The sequence below is a fragment of the Mycobacterium sp. 134 genome (genome assembly GCF_048282715.1).
GTDB classification, from domain to species: Bacteria; Actinomycetota; Actinomycetes; order Mycobacteriales; family Mycobacteriaceae; genus Mycobacterium; species Mycobacterium septicum.
In genome coordinates this window covers 3,457,013-3,473,984 of sequence record NZ_JBLVUN010000008.1, presented here as the reverse complement: position 1 = coordinate 3,473,984, position 16,972 = coordinate 3,457,013, and the positions used below count along the sequence as shown (strand labels likewise).

Annotated in this window: 9 protein-coding genes; all 9 read left to right on the top strand. The window is 66.5% G+C overall.

The annotated features are described in order from the left end of the window. Positions 1-16: 16 nt before the first annotated feature. Positions 17-988 (top strand): methylmalonyl Co-A mutase-associated GTPase MeaB, encoded by a 972-nt coding sequence (gene meaB / locus ACNQVK_RS21300; RefSeq protein WP_418031090.1) that lies wholly within the window; start codon positions 17-19, stop codon positions 986-988. 66 nt (positions 989-1,054) lie between these two features. Continuing rightward, positions 1,055-1,396, top strand: coding sequence for a DUF4333 domain-containing protein (locus ACNQVK_RS21295; protein ID WP_418031089.1), 342 nt, complete (start codon positions 1,055-1,057; stop codon positions 1,394-1,396). 75 nt (positions 1,397-1,471) lie between these two features. Then, positions 1,472-2,737: a serine hydrolase domain-containing protein gene (locus tag ACNQVK_RS21290; protein ID WP_418031088.1), complete on the top strand. Its 1,266-nt coding sequence runs from the start codon at positions 1,472-1,474 to the stop codon at positions 2,735-2,737. Between the two features lie 512 nt (positions 2,738-3,249). After that, the gene (gene istA, locus ACNQVK_RS21285) at positions 3,250-4,872 is read left to right on the top strand and encodes an IS21 family transposase (protein ID WP_055111511.1); all 1,623 of its coding nucleotides are present in this window, start codon (positions 3,250-3,252) and stop codon (positions 4,870-4,872) included. Between the two features lies 1 nt (position 4,873). After that, positions 4,874-5,674, top strand: coding sequence for an IS21-like element helper ATPase IstB (istB, locus tag ACNQVK_RS21280; protein ID WP_055110181.1), 801 nt, complete (start codon positions 4,874-4,876; stop codon positions 5,672-5,674). 684 nt (positions 5,675-6,358) lie between these two features. Then, positions 6,359-12,646: a sulfolipid-1 biosynthesis phthioceranic/hydroxyphthioceranic acid synthase gene (pks2, locus tag ACNQVK_RS21275; protein WP_418031087.1), complete on the top strand. Its 6,288-nt coding sequence runs from the start codon at positions 6,359-6,361 to the stop codon at positions 12,644-12,646. Between the two features lie 24 nt (positions 12,647-12,670). After that, a complete protein-coding gene (locus tag ACNQVK_RS21270; protein WP_418031086.1) occupies positions 12,671-14,122 on the top strand; it encodes a condensation domain-containing protein in 1,452 nt (483 codons plus the stop codon). Positions 14,123-14,146: 24 nt separating this feature from the next. Beyond that, positions 14,147-15,559, top strand: coding sequence for a hypothetical protein (locus ACNQVK_RS21265; protein WP_418031085.1), 1,413 nt, complete (start codon positions 14,147-14,149; stop codon positions 15,557-15,559). A 3-nt stretch (positions 15,560-15,562) separates the two neighbouring features. Then, on the top strand, positions 15,563-16,936 hold the full coding sequence (locus ACNQVK_RS21260; protein WP_418031084.1) for a hypothetical protein: 1,374 nt from the start codon (positions 15,563-15,565) through the stop codon (positions 16,934-16,936). The last annotated feature ends 36 nt before the right edge of the window (positions 16,937-16,972 follow it).

The following is a 16,972-nucleotide window of genomic DNA, read 5'->3' as shown; positions in this document are numbered from 1 at the left end:
CGGAGCGACCCGGGATATGAACTCAGTTCGCGAACTGGCGGCGGCCGTCCGCAACGGCGACCGCGCCGCGCTGGCACGGGCCATCACGATGGTCGAGTCCACCCGGGCCGATCATCGTGACCAGGCCCAGCAGTTGCTGCTAGAGCTCATGCCGGACGCCGGCAAAGCCCAACATGTCGGTATCACCGGGGTGCCGGGGGTCGGCAAGTCGACGACGATCGAAGCCCTCGGCATGTACCTGATCGAGGCAGGTCACCGGGTCGCGGTCCTGGCTGTCGACCCGTCGTCGACCCGGACCGGCGGCTCGATCCTGGGCGACAAGACCCGGATGGCCCGCCTGGCGGTCCATCCGGATGCCTACATCCGGCCGTCGCCGACCTCAGGGACGCTCGGCGGGGTGGCGAAGGCCACCCGGGAGACCATCGTGCTGCTGGAGGCGGCGGGCTACGACGTCATCCTGGTTGAGACCGTCGGGGTGGGGCAGTCCGAGGTCACGGTGTCGAACATGGTCGACACATTCGTCTTTCTCACCCTGGCCCGCACGGGCGACCAGTTGCAGGGCATCAAGAAGGGTGTCCTGGAGTTGGCCGATGTCATCGTCGTCAACAAGGCCGACGGTGAGCACGCGATCGAGGCCAAGGCGGCCGCCCGCGAACTGACCGGAGCCATCCGTCTGATCTATCCCCGCGAAACACTGTGGCGGCCACCGGTTCTCACGATGAGCGCGATCGAAGGTCACGGGCTTGCCGAGCTGTGGGAGACAGTGATCAAGCACCGCGAGGTGCTCACCGAGGCGGGCGAGTTCGAAGCCAGGCGCCGGGCGCAGCAGGTGGACTGGACCTGGTCGATGGTGCGCGACACGGTGCTGGACCGGGTGATGTCGCATCCTGGGGTGCGCGAGATCCGCGACGAGGTGGAACGCCGGGTGCGCGAGGGCGAACTGACCCCGGCGCTGGCGGCCCAGGAGATTCTCGACGCTGCCGACTGACGGGACGTCTGCCGCACTTACGCTGTTGCAAGCGACACGGAAGCGAAAGGCTGGGCTGAGCCGGAGATGAGGGACGTGAAGGCGAAACTGCGTGTGCTCGTGGGCGCTGCGTTGGTCGGCGGTGTGGTGTTGACCGGGTGTGGGGGCGGCGGGTCGACCGGGGCACAACCCACCGTGGCCAAGACCAAGCTGCAGGCTCTGGCAAAGGAGAAGCTGGAAGCCGCGGCCAAGCGCAAGGCCAAGTCTGTGACCTGCGAAGACGGCATCGCCGGCAAGGTGGGGGCGACCCAGCGTTGTGTGCTGACAGCCAAGGACGGCACCAAGTACGGCGTTACGGCTACGGTCAAAACCGTCGAGTCCGACAACGTCAACATCGACTTCAAGGTGGACGACAAGCCGAGCCAGTGATCTGGGGGCCGATCTCCGGCTAACAGGTAGGTAACGCTTGTGGAATTTGCCGGGGGTCCAGGTAAATTCGAGTGTGTGACCGATCACAACGGGGTGCGCGACGAGGCGCTCCCACACGGCGTCCAAGGCGCGGCGGACAGGAACTTCTCCTGTACGGTCCGCGGGTTCTCGAAATTGTTCCCAGGCCGGAAGTACGGCGGCGGGGCGCTGGTGATTCTGCAGGACGGGGTGCCGGTCGTCGATGTCTGGACCGGCTACTCGGATCGTGAAGGTACACAACATTGGACGGCCGATACCGGCGCCATGGTGTTCTCCGCGACAAAGGGGATGGCCTCGACCGTCATCCATCGCCTCGTCGACCGCGGTCTGATCGAATACGACAGCCCGGTGAGCGCGTACTGGCCTGAATTCGCGGCCAGCGGCAAATCCGCGATCACGGTGCGGCAGGTGATGGCGCACGAGGCCGGGCTGTCTCAGCTCAATGGCGTCAGCAAAGCCGATCTGCTGGATCACCTGGTGATGGAGGGCCGGGTTGCCGCCGCGCCGGTCAACTCGATTCTGTTCGGCAAGCCGGCTTACCACGCCCTGACCTACGGCTGGTTGTTGTCAGGTCTGGCTCGTGCGGTGACCGGGCGGAGCATGCGTGAGCTGTTCCGTGCCGAGTTGGCCGAACCGCTGGGGACGGACGGCCTTCACCTGGGGCGCCCACCGGTTGGGTCTCCCACCCGGGCCGCGCAAATCCTTCTGCCGCAACGGCATTGGCCCAACCAGATCTTTGACTTCGTTGCGCCGAGGGTCGCTGCGCTGAACTTCTCCCGGGCCTTCGGCTCGATGTACTTCCCCGGCGTGATGTCGCTGGTTCAGGGCGAGACTCCGTTCCTGGACTCCGAGGCGCCTGCGGTCAACGGCGTGGCAACTGCCCGAGGCCTGGCCAGGATGTACGGCGCGATCGCCAACCGGGGCCGCTTCAACGGCGCCGAATACCTGTCCGAGCGCACCGTGGCCGGGCTGACCGGTCCGCCCGGATTGCGTCCGGACCACAATCTGGGGGTGCCACTCGGCTTCCACCTCGGATATCACTCGGTCCCGTTCGGGGTGATGCCCGGATTCGGGCACGTGGGGCTCGGTGGGTCGGTCGGCTGGGCGGACCCGGCCAGCGGGCTGGCGATCGGCTTCGTCCACAACCGGCTGTTGACGCCGATGGTGCTCGACATGGCCGCCTTCGTCGGTCTGAACGCTCTGATCCGGAAGGACGCCGCCCGCGCCCGCGAGCGGGGATACGTGGCCGTACCGGATCTCGGTGCGTCGCCGCACGGGGTACCCAGGCCCGCCGCGGGGTAGTTGGTCGCTCACCCGACATAAAGCCGATCTGACGAATGCCGTCAGGTCGGTTTTATTCGTTGCGGTGGGTCGCAGCGGGCCCACGAACGCGGTCGCACCGCTCCTAGCTGCAGTGATATACATCACATAATGTCCCAGTTGTGGGACACCACTACCGGACATGCAGCGCTTCTCCGCCGTTAACCCTGGTTGGTTTGCTTTCAATCCATGCAGTGGGCTTGCTCACGCATTCGCGGGTGGCGTGCGCTGAGTCTCAGCGCACCGCGGTCCGGGGCCCCGATGGGCGCATCGGCGCCCGGTGGGGTAGCGAGCGAATGGCCGATCTGGACGATCTGCGCTGGTGGATACGTTGCTGTCGTCTGCCAGGAGGATGGGACCAGTGTGAGCTGATTTTGCCAGGGTGATGGGACCACCTGGATTGCCAGTTATGGGACCACCGGCGCGTCGCGTCGGTGGTCTCTTCATCTGTTCGTTTGATCGCCGTGATGGTCCAAGTCACGGAGGCGGCGGGCATGGCTTTTCGGGAGGTCAGTGTGAACGAGATCAGGGAAGTGCTGCGGGTGTGGCTGGGGGTCGCGGGGCTACCGGCACCGGGGTACCGCACGATCGCCGCGCATTGCGGCGTGGACCGCAAAACGGTGCGCCGCTACGTCGAGGCCGCGCAAGCGGCTGGTCTGCGCCGTAGCGACGGCGTCGAGGCTGTCGATGACGGGTTGATCGGGGCTGTCGCCGACGCGGTGCGCCCAGTACGCCCCGATGGCCACGGCGCAGCGTGGGAACAGCTGCTGGGGTTTGAGGACCAGATCACCGCGTGGGTGGCCGGCGATGGTCAGGCGCGGCCGTTGACGATCACCAAGATCCAGACGTTGCTGGCCCGTCAGGGGTGCGTGGTGCCGTATCGAACGTTGAACCGATTCGCCGGTGAGCGTTGCGGTTTCGGCCGCAAGGACACCACGGTGCGGGTCGCTGACGGGGATCCCGGGGTGGAATGCCAGATCGATTTCGGCTACCTGGGGATGCTGACCGACGCCACCGATGGGCGGCGTCGCAAGGTGCACGCGTTGATCTTCACTGCCGTCTACTCCCGGCACATGTTCGTGTGGCTGTCCTACTCACAGACCCTGGCGGCGGTGATCGCCGGCTGCCAGGCGGCGTGGGAGTTCTTTGGCGGGGTGTTCACGGTGCTGATCCCAGACAACCTCAAGCCGGTGATCGCCGCTGCTGATGCGGTCAACCCCCGATTCACCGCGGGCTGGCTCGACTACGCCGGCCATGTCGGGTTCCTTACCGACCCGGCCCGGGTGCGTTCCCCGAAAGACAAACCGCGGGTGGAACGTGCGGTGCAGTACGTGCGCCGAAACTTCTGGGACGGTGAAACATTCACCAGTATTGAGCAGGCACAGCAGGCTGTCACCGCGTGGTGTCTTCGTACTGCCGGGACCCGTATCCACGGCAGCACGTGTGCACGGCCAGTGGAGGTGTTCACCACCGAAGAACAGGCCCTACTGCTTCCGGTGCCGGGCGCTTACGACGTGCCGATGTTCAAGACCGTAAAGGTGCACCGCGACTTCCACGCCGAAGTCGCCAAAGCCCTCTACTCGCTGCCCGAGCAGTGGATCGGCACCGCGTTGGACGTGCGCGCCGATAGTGAGCTGGTGAAGTTCTATCACCGCGGTGTGCTGGTCAAAGTCCATCCCCGCCAGTCTGCAGGTGGCCGCAGCACCGACCGCGCCGATCTGCCCGAACACAAGGCCGTTTACGCGATGCGGGACTTGACGACACTGATCGCCACCTGCGCCGCGCACGGCCCCAACGTCGGGATCTACGCCGAACGCATCCTCGACGATCCGCTGCCATGGACGCGGATGCGCACCGTCTACCGACTCCAGGGCCTGGTGCGCCGATACGGCGCGCAACGCGTCGAGCAGGCCTGTTCGATGGCGCTGGACCTCGATGTCGTCTCGGTCAACAAGATCGCCTCGATGCTCGAACGCGCCACCGAGAACACGATTCCGGCGCTGCCGCTGGCCGTCGGCCACACCGCTACCCGGTTCTCCCGAGATCCCTCTGAATTCAACACCACCTCAACATCATTGAGTGTCGTTGCTAGTGCCGACTCCGAGGGGACCTGCTGACATGACCACCACAAACCGCGTGGCCGCAGACCCGGTCGGCGCAGACCTGCTCCGACTGCTCAAAGCGCTCAAACTCGGCGCCCTGGCCGACACCCTGCCCGAACGGGCCGCACTGGCCCGCCAGCACAAGCTCAGCCACATTGGATTCCTGGAAACACTGCTCGCCGACGAGGTCTCCCGGCGCGAATCCCGTTCAGCTGCCCTGCGGGCGGCCAAAGCCGGCCTCGACCCCACGATGCGTTTCGACTCCTGGACCGCACAACAGGACCTGCGCTATGACCGCACCCTGCTCGGCGACCTGACCGCGTTGCGATTCCTCGACGCCGGCCAGTCCGCGATCATCCTCGGACCCGTCGGAGTAGGCAAGACGCATCTGGCAACAGCGCTGGGGCACTTGGCTATTCGCCGCCGCCATAGTGTCCTGTTCGCCCGATCCGACAAACTGTTCACCCGGCTGCGTGCCGCTCGACTCGACCACACCGTCGACGCCGAGATCCGACGGCTGGCAGCCGTGGACGTCCTGATCATCGACGACTTCGCGCTGCGGCCCCTCGACGCCACCGAAACCAGCGACTTCTACGAAATCGTCGTCGAACGCCACCAAACCAAGACCACCATCGTGACGTCCAACCGCGAACCCGCCGAATGGTTGACCATGACCGCCGACACCCTGCTCGCCCAATCAGCCATCGACAGACTGACCGCTGCAGCCCACACCCTGGTCATCGAAGGACCGTCCTACCGCCAACGCACTCGACCCGGCCAGCTTGACCCAGAAGGGCCCGACGAGCATCCTCGATAACGCGCCACGGTGGTCCCATCCCCCTGGCAATCAGGTGGTCCCATCACCCTGGCAAGCGACAGTTGCGGTGTCAATTAAACCCATTAGCTGATGGGCTTATCGGGTACATAATCGTACCATTATCAGAGCCCGTGTAAGCGGAACGTGAATTCGGTTCAACTACGGTTTCGGTAGTTTGCGTGCCGGTTGCCAGCTAACTAATTGAAGGCTTCCTATGAATTAACTGGGAGCGGTCATTTGAACACGTGTATCGATTCGTGGACAACCCGCGAAAAGGTGTTTCAGTGCGCGGTATTAGCGCGACGCTAGTTAGCGGAATAATTTCTGTGGCCCGTCGGAGATATCGCGGGATTCGATGAAGTGTGTTGGGCCACAAGTGTATTCGGGTGTTTTCTGGCTAAGTGGTTGGGCTTCCCGGGGTCTCGCTGAGGAAAACGACTGCCACTGCCAGTTTTGAATATGAGGTTCGTCCAGCGAACATGCGATCGTTTTTGCGATCGGATGTTTCCAACATCTAGGTTGGGCCACGCGCTAGGCTACGGACCCGCGTTGGCAACGACTCGAACCGGATACGGGGATTCGGTACCGTGCGTCGATGGCGACGTAGCGCACTTTCTTTTCCACGTCCTAAGTACGTTGATCGGAGCTTTGCTCATCGATCGAACCGAGAGAGGTTGAGCCCACTTGGCCGAGACTCCAGTGACCCCGATTGCCGTAATCGGCATGGCATGCCGGCTACCCAACGGGATCGACTCGCCTGCCAAGTTGTGGGATGCATTGTTACGGGGCGACGACCTGGTCACCGAAGTTCCGCTCGACCGCTGGGACGCCGAGGAGTTCTACGACCCCGAAGCCGGGGTCGCCGGCCGGTCGGTGTCGAAGTGGGGTGGATTCCTCGACGACATCGGTGGTTTCGACGCCGACTTCTTCGGGATCGGCGAGCGCGAGGCGATTGCGCTGGATCCCCAGCAGCGTCTGTTGCTCGAGACCTCCTGGGAGGCCCTTGAGCACGGCGGTATCGACCCGGCTTCTCTCGCAGGATCGCTGACCGGCGTCTTCGTCGGCATGACCGGCGCCGACTACCAATTGGTGGCCGCCGACGCCCAGGCCCTGGACGGGCCGTACGGCTTCACCGGAAGCAATTTCAGCATGGCGTCCGGACGTATCGCGTACGCGCTCGGCGCGACCGGGCCCGCCTACACCGTGGATTCCGCATGCTCGTCGGGGCTGCTCGCCGTGCACAACGCGTGCCGCAGCCTCCACGACGGTGAGAGTGACCTCGCGCTGGCCGGCGGAGTCAACGTCGTCCTGGAGCCACGCAAGATGTCATCAGGTTCCGCGCAGGGAATGCTGTCCCCGACAGGTCGCTGCCACGCATTCGATGCGGACGCGGACGGCTTCGTCTCGGGCGAAGCCGTCGGCATGGTGCTGCTGAAGCGACTCCCGGATGCGGTGCGGGACGGTGATCGGGTTCTCGCGGTGATCCGTGGTACCGCAGCCAACCAGGACGGGCGCACCGTCAACATCGCCACGCCGTCGCGCGATGCGCAGGTGGCCGTGTACCAGGCGGCGCTGGCCGCGGCGGCCACTGATCCCGCCACGATCGGGATGGTTGAAGCACACGGGACCGGTACGCCGGTCGGCGATCCGATCGAGTACGCCGGACTGGCCCACGTCTACGGCACCGACGGCCCGTGCGCGCTCGGCTCGGCGAAAACCAACTTCGGCCACACCCAGTCGGCCTCGGGCACCGTCAGCCTGATCAAGGCCGTGCTGGCCCTGCAGGAGGCGGTCGTTCCGCAGAGCCTGCATTTCAATCGGCTGCCCGACCAGATGGCTGCGATCGACACCAACCTGTTCGTGCCCCAGGCGAATGTGCCGTGGCCGGCGCTCGCGGGGCATCCGCGCCGAGCGGCCGTGTCGTCGTACGGCCTTTCCGGAACCAACGTCCACGCGGTCGTCGAACAGGCGCCGGCGTACTCGCCCGCCGTCACCGTCGAGGGCGGGGACGCGGAACCGGCGCCGGCCGACGGCCCCAAGCTGTTCACCATCTCCTCGAGCTCGGCCGAGGCGCTCAGGCAGACCGCGGGAGGCCTGGCCGACTGGGTAGCCGCTCAGGCGGGTGCCGGCGAACTCACCGATCTCGGCTATACGCTCGCCCGTCGCCGCGGACACCGCGACGTCCGGACCTCCGTGCTGGCAGGCAGCTCGGAAGAACTCGTCAAGGCCCTTCGCGAGGTGGCCGACGGCGATGCGCCGTACCAGCCCGCGGTTGCAGCCGGTGGCCGTGGACCGGTCTGGGTGTTCTCGGGGCATGGATCGCAATGGGCCGGGATGGGCGCCTCCCTGTTGGCCGCCGAACCCGTCTTCGCAGCGACCGTGGCCGAACTCGAGCCGCTCATCGCCCGTGAGTCCGGGTTCTCGGTGACCGAGGCGATGTCGGCTTCCGAGGTCGTGACCGGGATGGACCGGGTACAGCCGACGGTCTTCGCGATGCAGGTCGCGCTGGCAGCCACGATGAAGGCCTACGGGGTGAACCCGGGCGCGGTGATCGGCCATTCGATGGGGGAGGCCGCCGCGGCTGTCGTTGCGGGTGCACTGTCGGTCGAGGACGGCGTGAAGCTGATCTGCCGCCGGTCGCGGTTGATGGCGCGCATTGCCGGATCCGGTGCGATGGCTTCGGTGGAACTTCCTGCGGCGCAGGTGCTTTCCGAACTCGCGGCTCAGGGTGTCGGCGACGTCGTGCTGTCGGTGGTGGCCTCGCCGCAGTCGACGGTGGTCGGCGGCGCAACCGAGTCGATCCGAAACCTGGTGGCAGGCTGGGAGAAGCGGGGCCTGCTGGCCCGCGAGGTGGCCGTCGAGGTCGCCTCGCATTCGCCCCAGGTCGACCCGATCCTCGATGAGCTGGCCGACGAGTTGGCTGATCTTTCCCCCATGGAGCCGACGGTTCCGTACTACTCGTCCACCCTGTATGACCCGCGCGAAGAACCCATGTGGGACGCGGATTACTGGGCCGACAACCTGCGATACACCGTGCGGTTCGCCGCGGCGGTGCAGGCCGCGCTCGAAGACGGCTACCGGGTGTTCGGTGAACTGTCGCCGCACCCGCTGCTGACCCTTGCCGTCGAGCAGACGGCCCGCAGCCTGGACATGTCGACCGCGGTCCTGGCGAGCATGCGGCGCGAACAGGAGATGCCTTCGGGGCTGCGCGGTTTCGTGGGTAACCTTCACGATTCTGGTGCGGCAGTCGATTTCTCGGCGCTGTATCCCGACGGCCGCCTGGTCGAGGCGCCGTTGCCGGCCTGGACCCACCGCACCCTGATGCTGGCCCGGGGAGGGCAGGACCAGCTGGGCCACGGTGGCCACAGCGTCGCGGTGCATCCGCTGCTCGGCGCGCACATCCTGCTGCCCGAGGACCAGGAACGCCATGTCTGGCAGGCGGACGTCGGCACCGCGGGACAGCCCTGGCTCGACGACCACCGGGTGCACGACGTGGCGGCCCTGCCCGGCGCGGCGTACTGCGAGATGGCGTTGACCGCCGCCGCGGGCGTTCTCGGTGCGGGCGCCGAGGTGACCGACCTCGCGTTCCATGACCTGCTCCTGCTCGACGACCAGACCGTCGTGTCGACCGTGGCGGCCGTGCTCACCGACGGTGTTGCCGAATTCGGGATCGAGACCACGCGCGACGGTGAACGGGTCCGCCGGGCATCCGCGCGACTGCAGGCCGGCGACGGGTCCGTGCCGCAGAGTCGCGACATCACTGTGCTGCTGGCTACCCACGCCGACCGCACGGACGGTGCCGAACTGCGGGAATCGTTTGCGGTGCACGGCATCCAGTACGGGCCGGCATTCGCAGGCCTGGTCTCGGCGGGAACCGGACCCGGAGGTTCTGTCCTCGCCGAAGTCGCACTGCCTCCGGCACTTCGCTCGCAGCAGTCCGCATACTCCGTGCACCCCGCGCTTCTCGACGCATGCTTCCAGTCGGTTGCTGTGCATCCGACGATCGGTGACGACTCGACCGGGGCGTTGCTGCTGCCGCTGGGCGTACGCAGGATTCGCGTGCACGCCGCCACCCGCCAGGCGCACTACTGCGTTGCGCAGGTCAGGAAGGTCGGCGAGGCGCTGGTGGAGGCGGATCTGGAGATCCTCGACGAGCACGGAGCCGTACTCGTCACGATCGACGGCCTGCGACTCGGCTCGCACGCGGGAGCCTCCCAACGCGATCACACGCTCAACAACCGGCTGCTCACGGTGGACTGGATCCAGCCGAGCCTGCCGAAGGCCGGCGACTTCGGCAGCCGATCGGTGTTGGTGATCGGGACGACCGAGCCGGGCGACCCGCAGTCCGACGGCCTCGTGGCGGCGCTGACATCGCACGGCGTCACCGCCATTCAGATGGCCTGGCCGAGCGGCATCGACGATGCCGCTGCCCGAGCCGCGCTGGAAGCGCACCTGGAAAACGAAAACATCGGGGCCGTCGTGGTATTCGCCGGTGGCGAGCCGGCCGCCGCGTCCGACTCGGCCGTGGTGTCGCAGGGCGCCGACGAGGTTCGTCGGCTGGTGCACATCGCCCGCCTGTTGCCCGAAGCGTCTGGTGCGCCCCGGCTCTATCTGCTGACCCGGAACGCACAGTCAGTGGCCGAGGGTGATGTGGCGAACCTCGCCCAGGCCGGGTTGCGCGGCCTGATCAGGGTGATCGGGGTCGAGCACCCGCATCTGCATCCGACGATGATCGACCTCGACGGCCACACGGATGCCGAGCACGTGGCCGCCCAGGTTCTGGCGGGATCCGAAGAGGACGAGACAGCTTGGCGTGACGGGGTTTTCTACGCGGGGCGCCTCAATCTCAGCCCGTTGGGTTCGGACGATTTCCGGTCGACCGTGGTGGACCACCAGCGCGACGGGGTCCGACTGCAGATCCGTACCCCCGGCGACCTGCAGTCGCTGGAACTGGCCGCCGTCGATCGGGTGGAGCCGGGACCCGGGCAGATCGAGGTCGCGGTGCGCGCATCGAACCTCAACTTCGCCGATGTCCTCGTGGCACTGGGCCGGTACCCCAGTTTCGAGGGGCGCATGCCGCAGCTCGGTGCCGATTACGCCGGTGAGGTCGTGGCGGTCGGACCTGGCGTGACCGAGCATGAGGTGGGTGACCTCGTGGCCGGAATCTCCACCAACGGAGCATGGGCCACCTACATCACCTGCGACGCCAACCTCGCTGTCGCCCTGCCGCCGTCCTTGACCGCCGGCCAGGCCGCCGCGGTGCCCAGTGCGCACGCCACGGCGTGGTACGGCCTGCACAACCTGGCCAGAATGTCCTCGCGTGACAAGGTTCTGATCCACTCCGCCACCGGTGGAGTGGGTCAGGCCGCGATCGCGCTCGCGCGTGCGGCGGGTGCCGAGATCTTCGCCACCGCAGGAAGCCCGCATCGGCGAGAGTTGTTGCGCGGCATGGGCATCACTCATGTGTATGACTCGCGCAGCATCGATTTCGCGGACCAGATCCGCCGCGACACCGATGGCTACGGCGTTGACATCGTGCTCAACTCACTGCCGGGTGCCGCGCAGCGGGCCGGACTGGAACTGCTGTCGTTCGGCGGGCGCTTCGTCGAGATCGGCAAGCGTGACATCTACGGAGACACCCGGTTGGGGCTGTTCCCGTTCCGGCGCAACCTGGCCTTCTACGCAGTGGACCTGGCGTTGTTGACGCTCACCGATCCCAACACCGTGCGCGACCTGCTGACGACGATCTACCAGCGCATCGCTGACGGTGTCCTGCCTGCACCCGAAACCACGCACTACCCGCTGACCGACGGCGCAACGGCAATCCGCGTGATGGGTGCCGCCGAGCACACCGGAAAGCTGGTGCTGGATGTGCCGCGCAGTGGTCAGGACCCCGCGGTCGTTCCTCCGTCGGAAGTCAAGACCTTCCGCGCCGACGGTTCCTACATCGTCACCGGCGGTCTGAGCGGCCTCGGGCTGTTCCTTGCCGAGAAGATGGCCGAAGCAGGTTGCGGCCGCATCGTTCTCAACGGGCGATCGGCACCCGGGCCGGCGGCACAGTCGGCGCTGCGGCGGATTCGGTCGCACGGCGTCGAGGTCGAGGTGGAGCGCGGTGATATCGCCGACCCGGCCACTGCCCGGCGGCTGGTGGCAGCGGCGACGGCATCCGGCCTTCCGCTGCGCGGTGTTCTGCACGCGGCCGCCGTGGTCGAGGACGCGACACTGAGCTCGATCACCGATGAGCTCATCGAGCGTGACTGGGCGCCGAAGGTCCGGGGCGCCTGGAACCTTCACGAGTCGACGACGGATCAGCCGCTGGACTGGTTCTGCTCGTTCTCCTCGGCGGCGGCCCTGGTCGGCTCGCCCGGCCAGGGGGCCTACGCGTCGGCCAACAGCTGGCTGGACGCTTTCGCCCACTGGCGCAAAGCCCAGGGGCTGCCTGCGACTGCGATCGCGTGGGGAGCCTGGTCCGAGATCGGTCAGGGGCAGAACCTGGCGCAGGACGAGGCCATGGCGATCCAGCCCGAAGACGGTGCCTACGCGTTCGACTCCCTGCTCCGGCACGACCGCACTCACACCGGGTATGCGCCGGTGGCGGGCGCGCCGTGGTTGGCGTCGTTCGCGCAGACCCGGCCTTTCGCCGAAGCGTTCCGCAACCTCGACAAGGGGCGCGCGGGCGGTAGCCAGTTCCTCGCCGAATTGCGGTCGATCCCAACAGAAGAATGGGCGGCACGGCTGCGCAGGCTGATCTCGGATGCGATCAGCCTGATTCTGCGGCGATCGGTCGATCCCGACCGGCCGTTGTCGGAGTACGGGCTGGATTCCCTCGGCAACCTCGAGCTGCGTACCCGGATCGAAACCGAGACAGGTATCCGGATCAGCCCGATGGGCATCACCACCATTCGGGCCCTCGCCGAGAGCCTGACCGAAACGTTGGCCGACGAAGCAACTGCTTCGACACCGTCACGATGATCCGGAAGTAGGGCTGGGAGACACATGGTCGCCTTCGAAGCAATCCACGACTGGGTCGACGCGCCGGGCACGGTTGTCTCGTGGGAGCCCTCGGCTGCGACGCTCGCCAAAGTCGCCGAGGCCCCGATCAGCAGTGTCCCGGTCAGCTATCAGCAGGCGCAGCATCTGCACGCATACCGCGATCACGCCGCCAAGGGCCGCAACATGGCGCGGTTGAACATTCCGTCGTGGAACATCGCGGGGCAGTGCGACATCCGCGCGATGTCACATGTCATCAACGCCTACTTGAGGCGCCACGACACGTTCCACAGCCGGTTCGAGGATGACGGTGCCGGCGGTTTCGTCCGCCGCACGCTGGCCAACGCCCGAGATATCCGGTTCGCTCCGAAGAATCTCGCAGAGATGGCCGCGGAGGATTGGCGCGCGCATCTGCTCGCCACGCCGGATCCGCTGCAGTGGGACTGCTTTCGCTTCGGGATCATCCAGCGGTCGGACCACTTCACGTTCTACCTGAGCGTCGATCACGTCCACGCGGACGCGATGTTCATGGGTGCCCTGTTCGTCGAGATCCACATGATGTACGCGGCTCTGGTCGGCGGCGGCGCACCACTGCAGCTGCCGGAGGCGGGCAGCTATCACGATTACTGCATCCGTCAGCATGAGTACACCACCGGACTCACGGTGGATTCGCCCGAGGTGCGGGGGTGGATCGATTTCGCCGGGCAGAATTCCGGCACCTTGCCGAAGTTCCCGCTGCCCCTCGGCGAGAATGCGGAGGCCTGTGGTGGAGCGCTGCTGACAGTGCAACTGCTCGACGACGATCAGACCGAGCGTTTCGAAACCGTGTGCGCTGCAGAGGGAACCCGGTTCAGCGGTGGCGTCTTCGCCTGCGCCGCAATGGCCGACCACAAGATCACCGGTGCGGGGACGTACCACGTGATCACCCCCACGACCACCCGCAGAACGCCGGCCGAGTACATGACCACCGGATGGTTCACCGGACTGGTCCCGATCAGCGTGCCGGTGGCGGGATCGTCGTTCGGTGCCATTGCCCGGGCGGCGCAGGAATCGTTCGACTCCCGTATCGATCTGGCGAATGTGCCGTTCGAGCGCGTGCTGGAACTCGGCGCCGATGCCGGCGTGCGGAAACCCACCTCCGGCGTTCCGATGCTGTCGTACCTCGATGCCGGGCTCCCGCCGCTGTCGCCCGCGATCATCGCGGAGTGGAATCAGCTCAACGGTCGTGTCTTCGCCGATGCCGGTGACGCGCACCAGGTCGGGATGTGGGTGAACCGGCTGGGCAAGGGAACCACTGTTACGGTCGCCTACCCCAACAATGCCGTCGCTCGTGAATCGGCACTGCGGTACGTCGAGGCGATGAAGGCCGAATACCTCGACGTCGTGGCCGGACGTGTGGGCACCGTCTCGAGCGCCCCGCTGCCTGCACTCGCAGCGTTGAGCTCGACGGTGAGTTGATCGGTGGGGCAGGAGGTTCGATCAGTGGCAGTGCTGCACGGCTCGCGAGGTGCGAACATCGACCCCTCATCGCCTGATTCGGCGATGCACCCGGACAACCGACTCGACTACACCGACCAGGCCATGTTCTTGGCGCTGCGCGCGACGGGCGAAGAATCCATGGCGCAGCTGGTGTGGGTGTACGAGCGCCCTGTAGATCTCGAAGCGGTGCGAAAGCTGCACGAGAATCTCGGGTTCGGGCTGTTCGGACGGCGCATCGAGACCTCGCCGCTGCCGTTCGGGCGGCATCGTTGGGTCGCCGCCACCGGCCCGGCGGCACCGTTGGACATCGAACAGTCCGCCCGGCCGCGAACCGAACTCACGGACTGGGCCGACGAGCGGGCGGGTCTGCCGATCGACCCGGAGACCGGTCCCGGCTGGCGCCTCGGGTTGCTGCCGATGACCGACGGATCCACCGCGATCAGCCTCGAGATATCCCATTGCCTCACCGACGGCATGGGTGCCGTGCTCACGATCACGGACGCCATGAAGGGCATCCGGCGGGAGCTCGGATATCCGGTGCCGCAATCCCGCACGAGGTCGCGTGCGCTGAAATCCGATGCCCGCGAGACATTTCGGAGCCTGCCAGAGGTCGCCCGGACGGTGGCGAAGACGGTTCGGCTGGCGTACCAACGTCGCAACGACATCAGCCGGTCGGCCCCGCCACCACAGTTGTCCTACGTAGGTGATCCCGACGCCGAGGTACAGGTGCCGGCCATATCGGTGTTCGTCGATCTCGACGAATGGGATCGCCGCGCGGAGGAATTGCAGGGGAATTCGCATTCGCTGCTGGCCGGGTTCGCGGCGAGGCTCGGCGCGCGTCTGGGGCGACAGCGCGCCGACGACGGTGCCGTCAGTCTGCTGATTCCCATCGCGGACCGCGCCGAGGACGACACGCGTGCCAACGCGGTCTCCCTGGACAGCATCGCGGTGAATCCGGCGCCGGTGACGACCGACCTGTCCGGTGCACGTGCAGCGATCAGGGCGGGCTTCAAGAAGCGCCGGGACGAACCCGACGAGTCGCTGGAACTGCTCCCGCTGATCCCGTTCGTGCCCAAGGTCGCCGTGAAACGCGGCGCCGACGTGTTGTTCGGCTTTGCCGACCTACCGGTGTCCTGCACGAATCTCGGCGATCTCGACCCGGCTCTGGGCCGCGCTGACGGCAACGATTGCGCGTATCTGTTGCTGCGAGGTGTCAACGGAAGGATCCCACGAAAATTGCTCGAACAGCGGCGTGGGCTGCTGACTGTGGCGTCGGGCCGCATCGGTGGCCAGATTTCCATCACGGTCGTTGGTTACGAGCCGGGCGCGGTGAACACCAAGCAGAGCCTGCGTGAGCATGTCACACACGTGTTGGGTGAGTTCGGATTGACCGGCATTCGCCAGGCTGAGGGCTGACCGATGCGCAAAGCGAATACCGGTACGGGAAAAGACAATCGGCTGGTCTATCTGGACCAGGCGATGTTCGATGCCATGCGGGCGGGCAACCGTGCGCAACTCATGCAGTGTCTGTGGATCTACGAACACCCGGTGGACCTCGACGCCCTGCGACAGTTCCACCACCATCTGGGCGGGACCTTCGCCGGTCGGTTGGTGGAGCGGTCGCCGCTGCCCTTCGGCCGGCACCGGTGGATCTCCGCACCCGGCACAGAACTCGCCATGGACGTCGAATCCGAGCCGAGACCCCGGGCCGGGCTGAGCGATTGGACCGACGAGCAGGCCGCCCGGCCGATCGACCCCGAGCGAGGGCCCGGGTGGCGACTCGCCGTCCTGCCGATGACGGACGGTTCGACGGCGATCAGCCTCGTGGCGTCGCATTGCATGGCCGACGGTGTCGCGGGCATCGTCTCGGTGATATTCGCGGCCAAGGGGGAATCCCTGAACTTCGGCTATCCGCAGGCCCGTTCGAAGACCGCTCGAGCCTGGCTGCGCGCCGCCCGCCGGGATGTCGCAGCGACCGCACGCGACCTGCCAGAAGTGTTCCGCACCGTCGGGGCCGCTGCGAGGTTGATCATCCGGCGCCGGGATGAGCTGGCGTCGCCGGCTTCCACCGCCGAGAGCATCGGTGCGGCCGGAAGCGAACGGGTGGTGACCGTACCGGCGATATCGCTGTTCATCGATGTCGAGCAGTGGGACGCACGCGCGAAATCACTTGGCGGAAACACGTACTCGATGCTGGCCGGTTTCGCCGCAAGGCTCGGTGCGCACATGGAACGGCGGGGCGGTGAGGACGGCGCGGTCAATCTGCTGCTCGCGTTGAGTGACCGTGGCCTCGACGACACCCGTGCCAACGCGATGACGATAGGCAACGTCGGTGTGGATCCCAGCGTGGTGACCTCCGATCTGTCATCCGCGCGGTCATCGATCAGGGCCGCGATCGCCGATCGGCGCGACACGCCGGACGAGACCGCGACGTTCCTGCCGTTGATTCCGTTCGTCCCGAAACGGGCGATGACCCGGTTGTCGGATGCCTTCGTCGGCGCGGCCGGCCTGCCGGTGTCCTGCTCGAACATGGGGGAGTTGGACCCGGCATTCAGCAGGGTCGACGGCACCGACGCGGAATACGTGGTGATGCGCGGTGTCGACCAGGGTGTCATTGAACGCGACATCAACCGCGCCGGAGGACATCTGGTCCTGGTGTCCGGCCGGCTCGGTACGAAGATCTCGATCTCCGTCGTCGGCTACCAGCCCGGTGCCGAAAACACGAAGGCCTGGCTCCGCGCCGTTGCCACACAGGTTCTGGGGGAATTCGACCTCACCGGGACGGTCATCTGATGGCCGCCGGACCAATCCCCGTGACGTGCCGTCGCG

What these genes read in the sequence shown, in the direction of transcription:
- meaB (WP_418031090.1), top strand. Translation starts at nt 17, where the DNA reads ATGAACTCAGTTCGCGAACTGGCGGCGGCCGTCCGCAACGGCGACCGC.
- ACNQVK_RS21295 (WP_418031089.1), top strand. Translation starts at nt 1,055, where the DNA reads ATGAGGGACGTGAAGGCGAAACTGCGTGTGCTCGTGGGCGCTGCGTTG.
- istA (WP_055111511.1), top strand. Translation starts at nt 3,250, where the DNA reads ATGGCTTTTCGGGAGGTCAGTGTGAACGAGATCAGGGAAGTGCTGCGG.
- istB (WP_055110181.1), top strand. Translation starts at nt 4,874, where the DNA reads ATGACCACCACAAACCGCGTGGCCGCAGACCCGGTCGGCGCAGACCTG.
- ACNQVK_RS21270 (WP_418031086.1), top strand. Translation starts at nt 12,671, where the DNA reads ATGGTCGCCTTCGAAGCAATCCACGACTGGGTCGACGCGCCGGGCACG.
- ACNQVK_RS21260 (WP_418031084.1), top strand. Translation starts at nt 15,563, where the DNA reads ATGCGCAAAGCGAATACCGGTACGGGAAAAGACAATCGGCTGGTCTAT.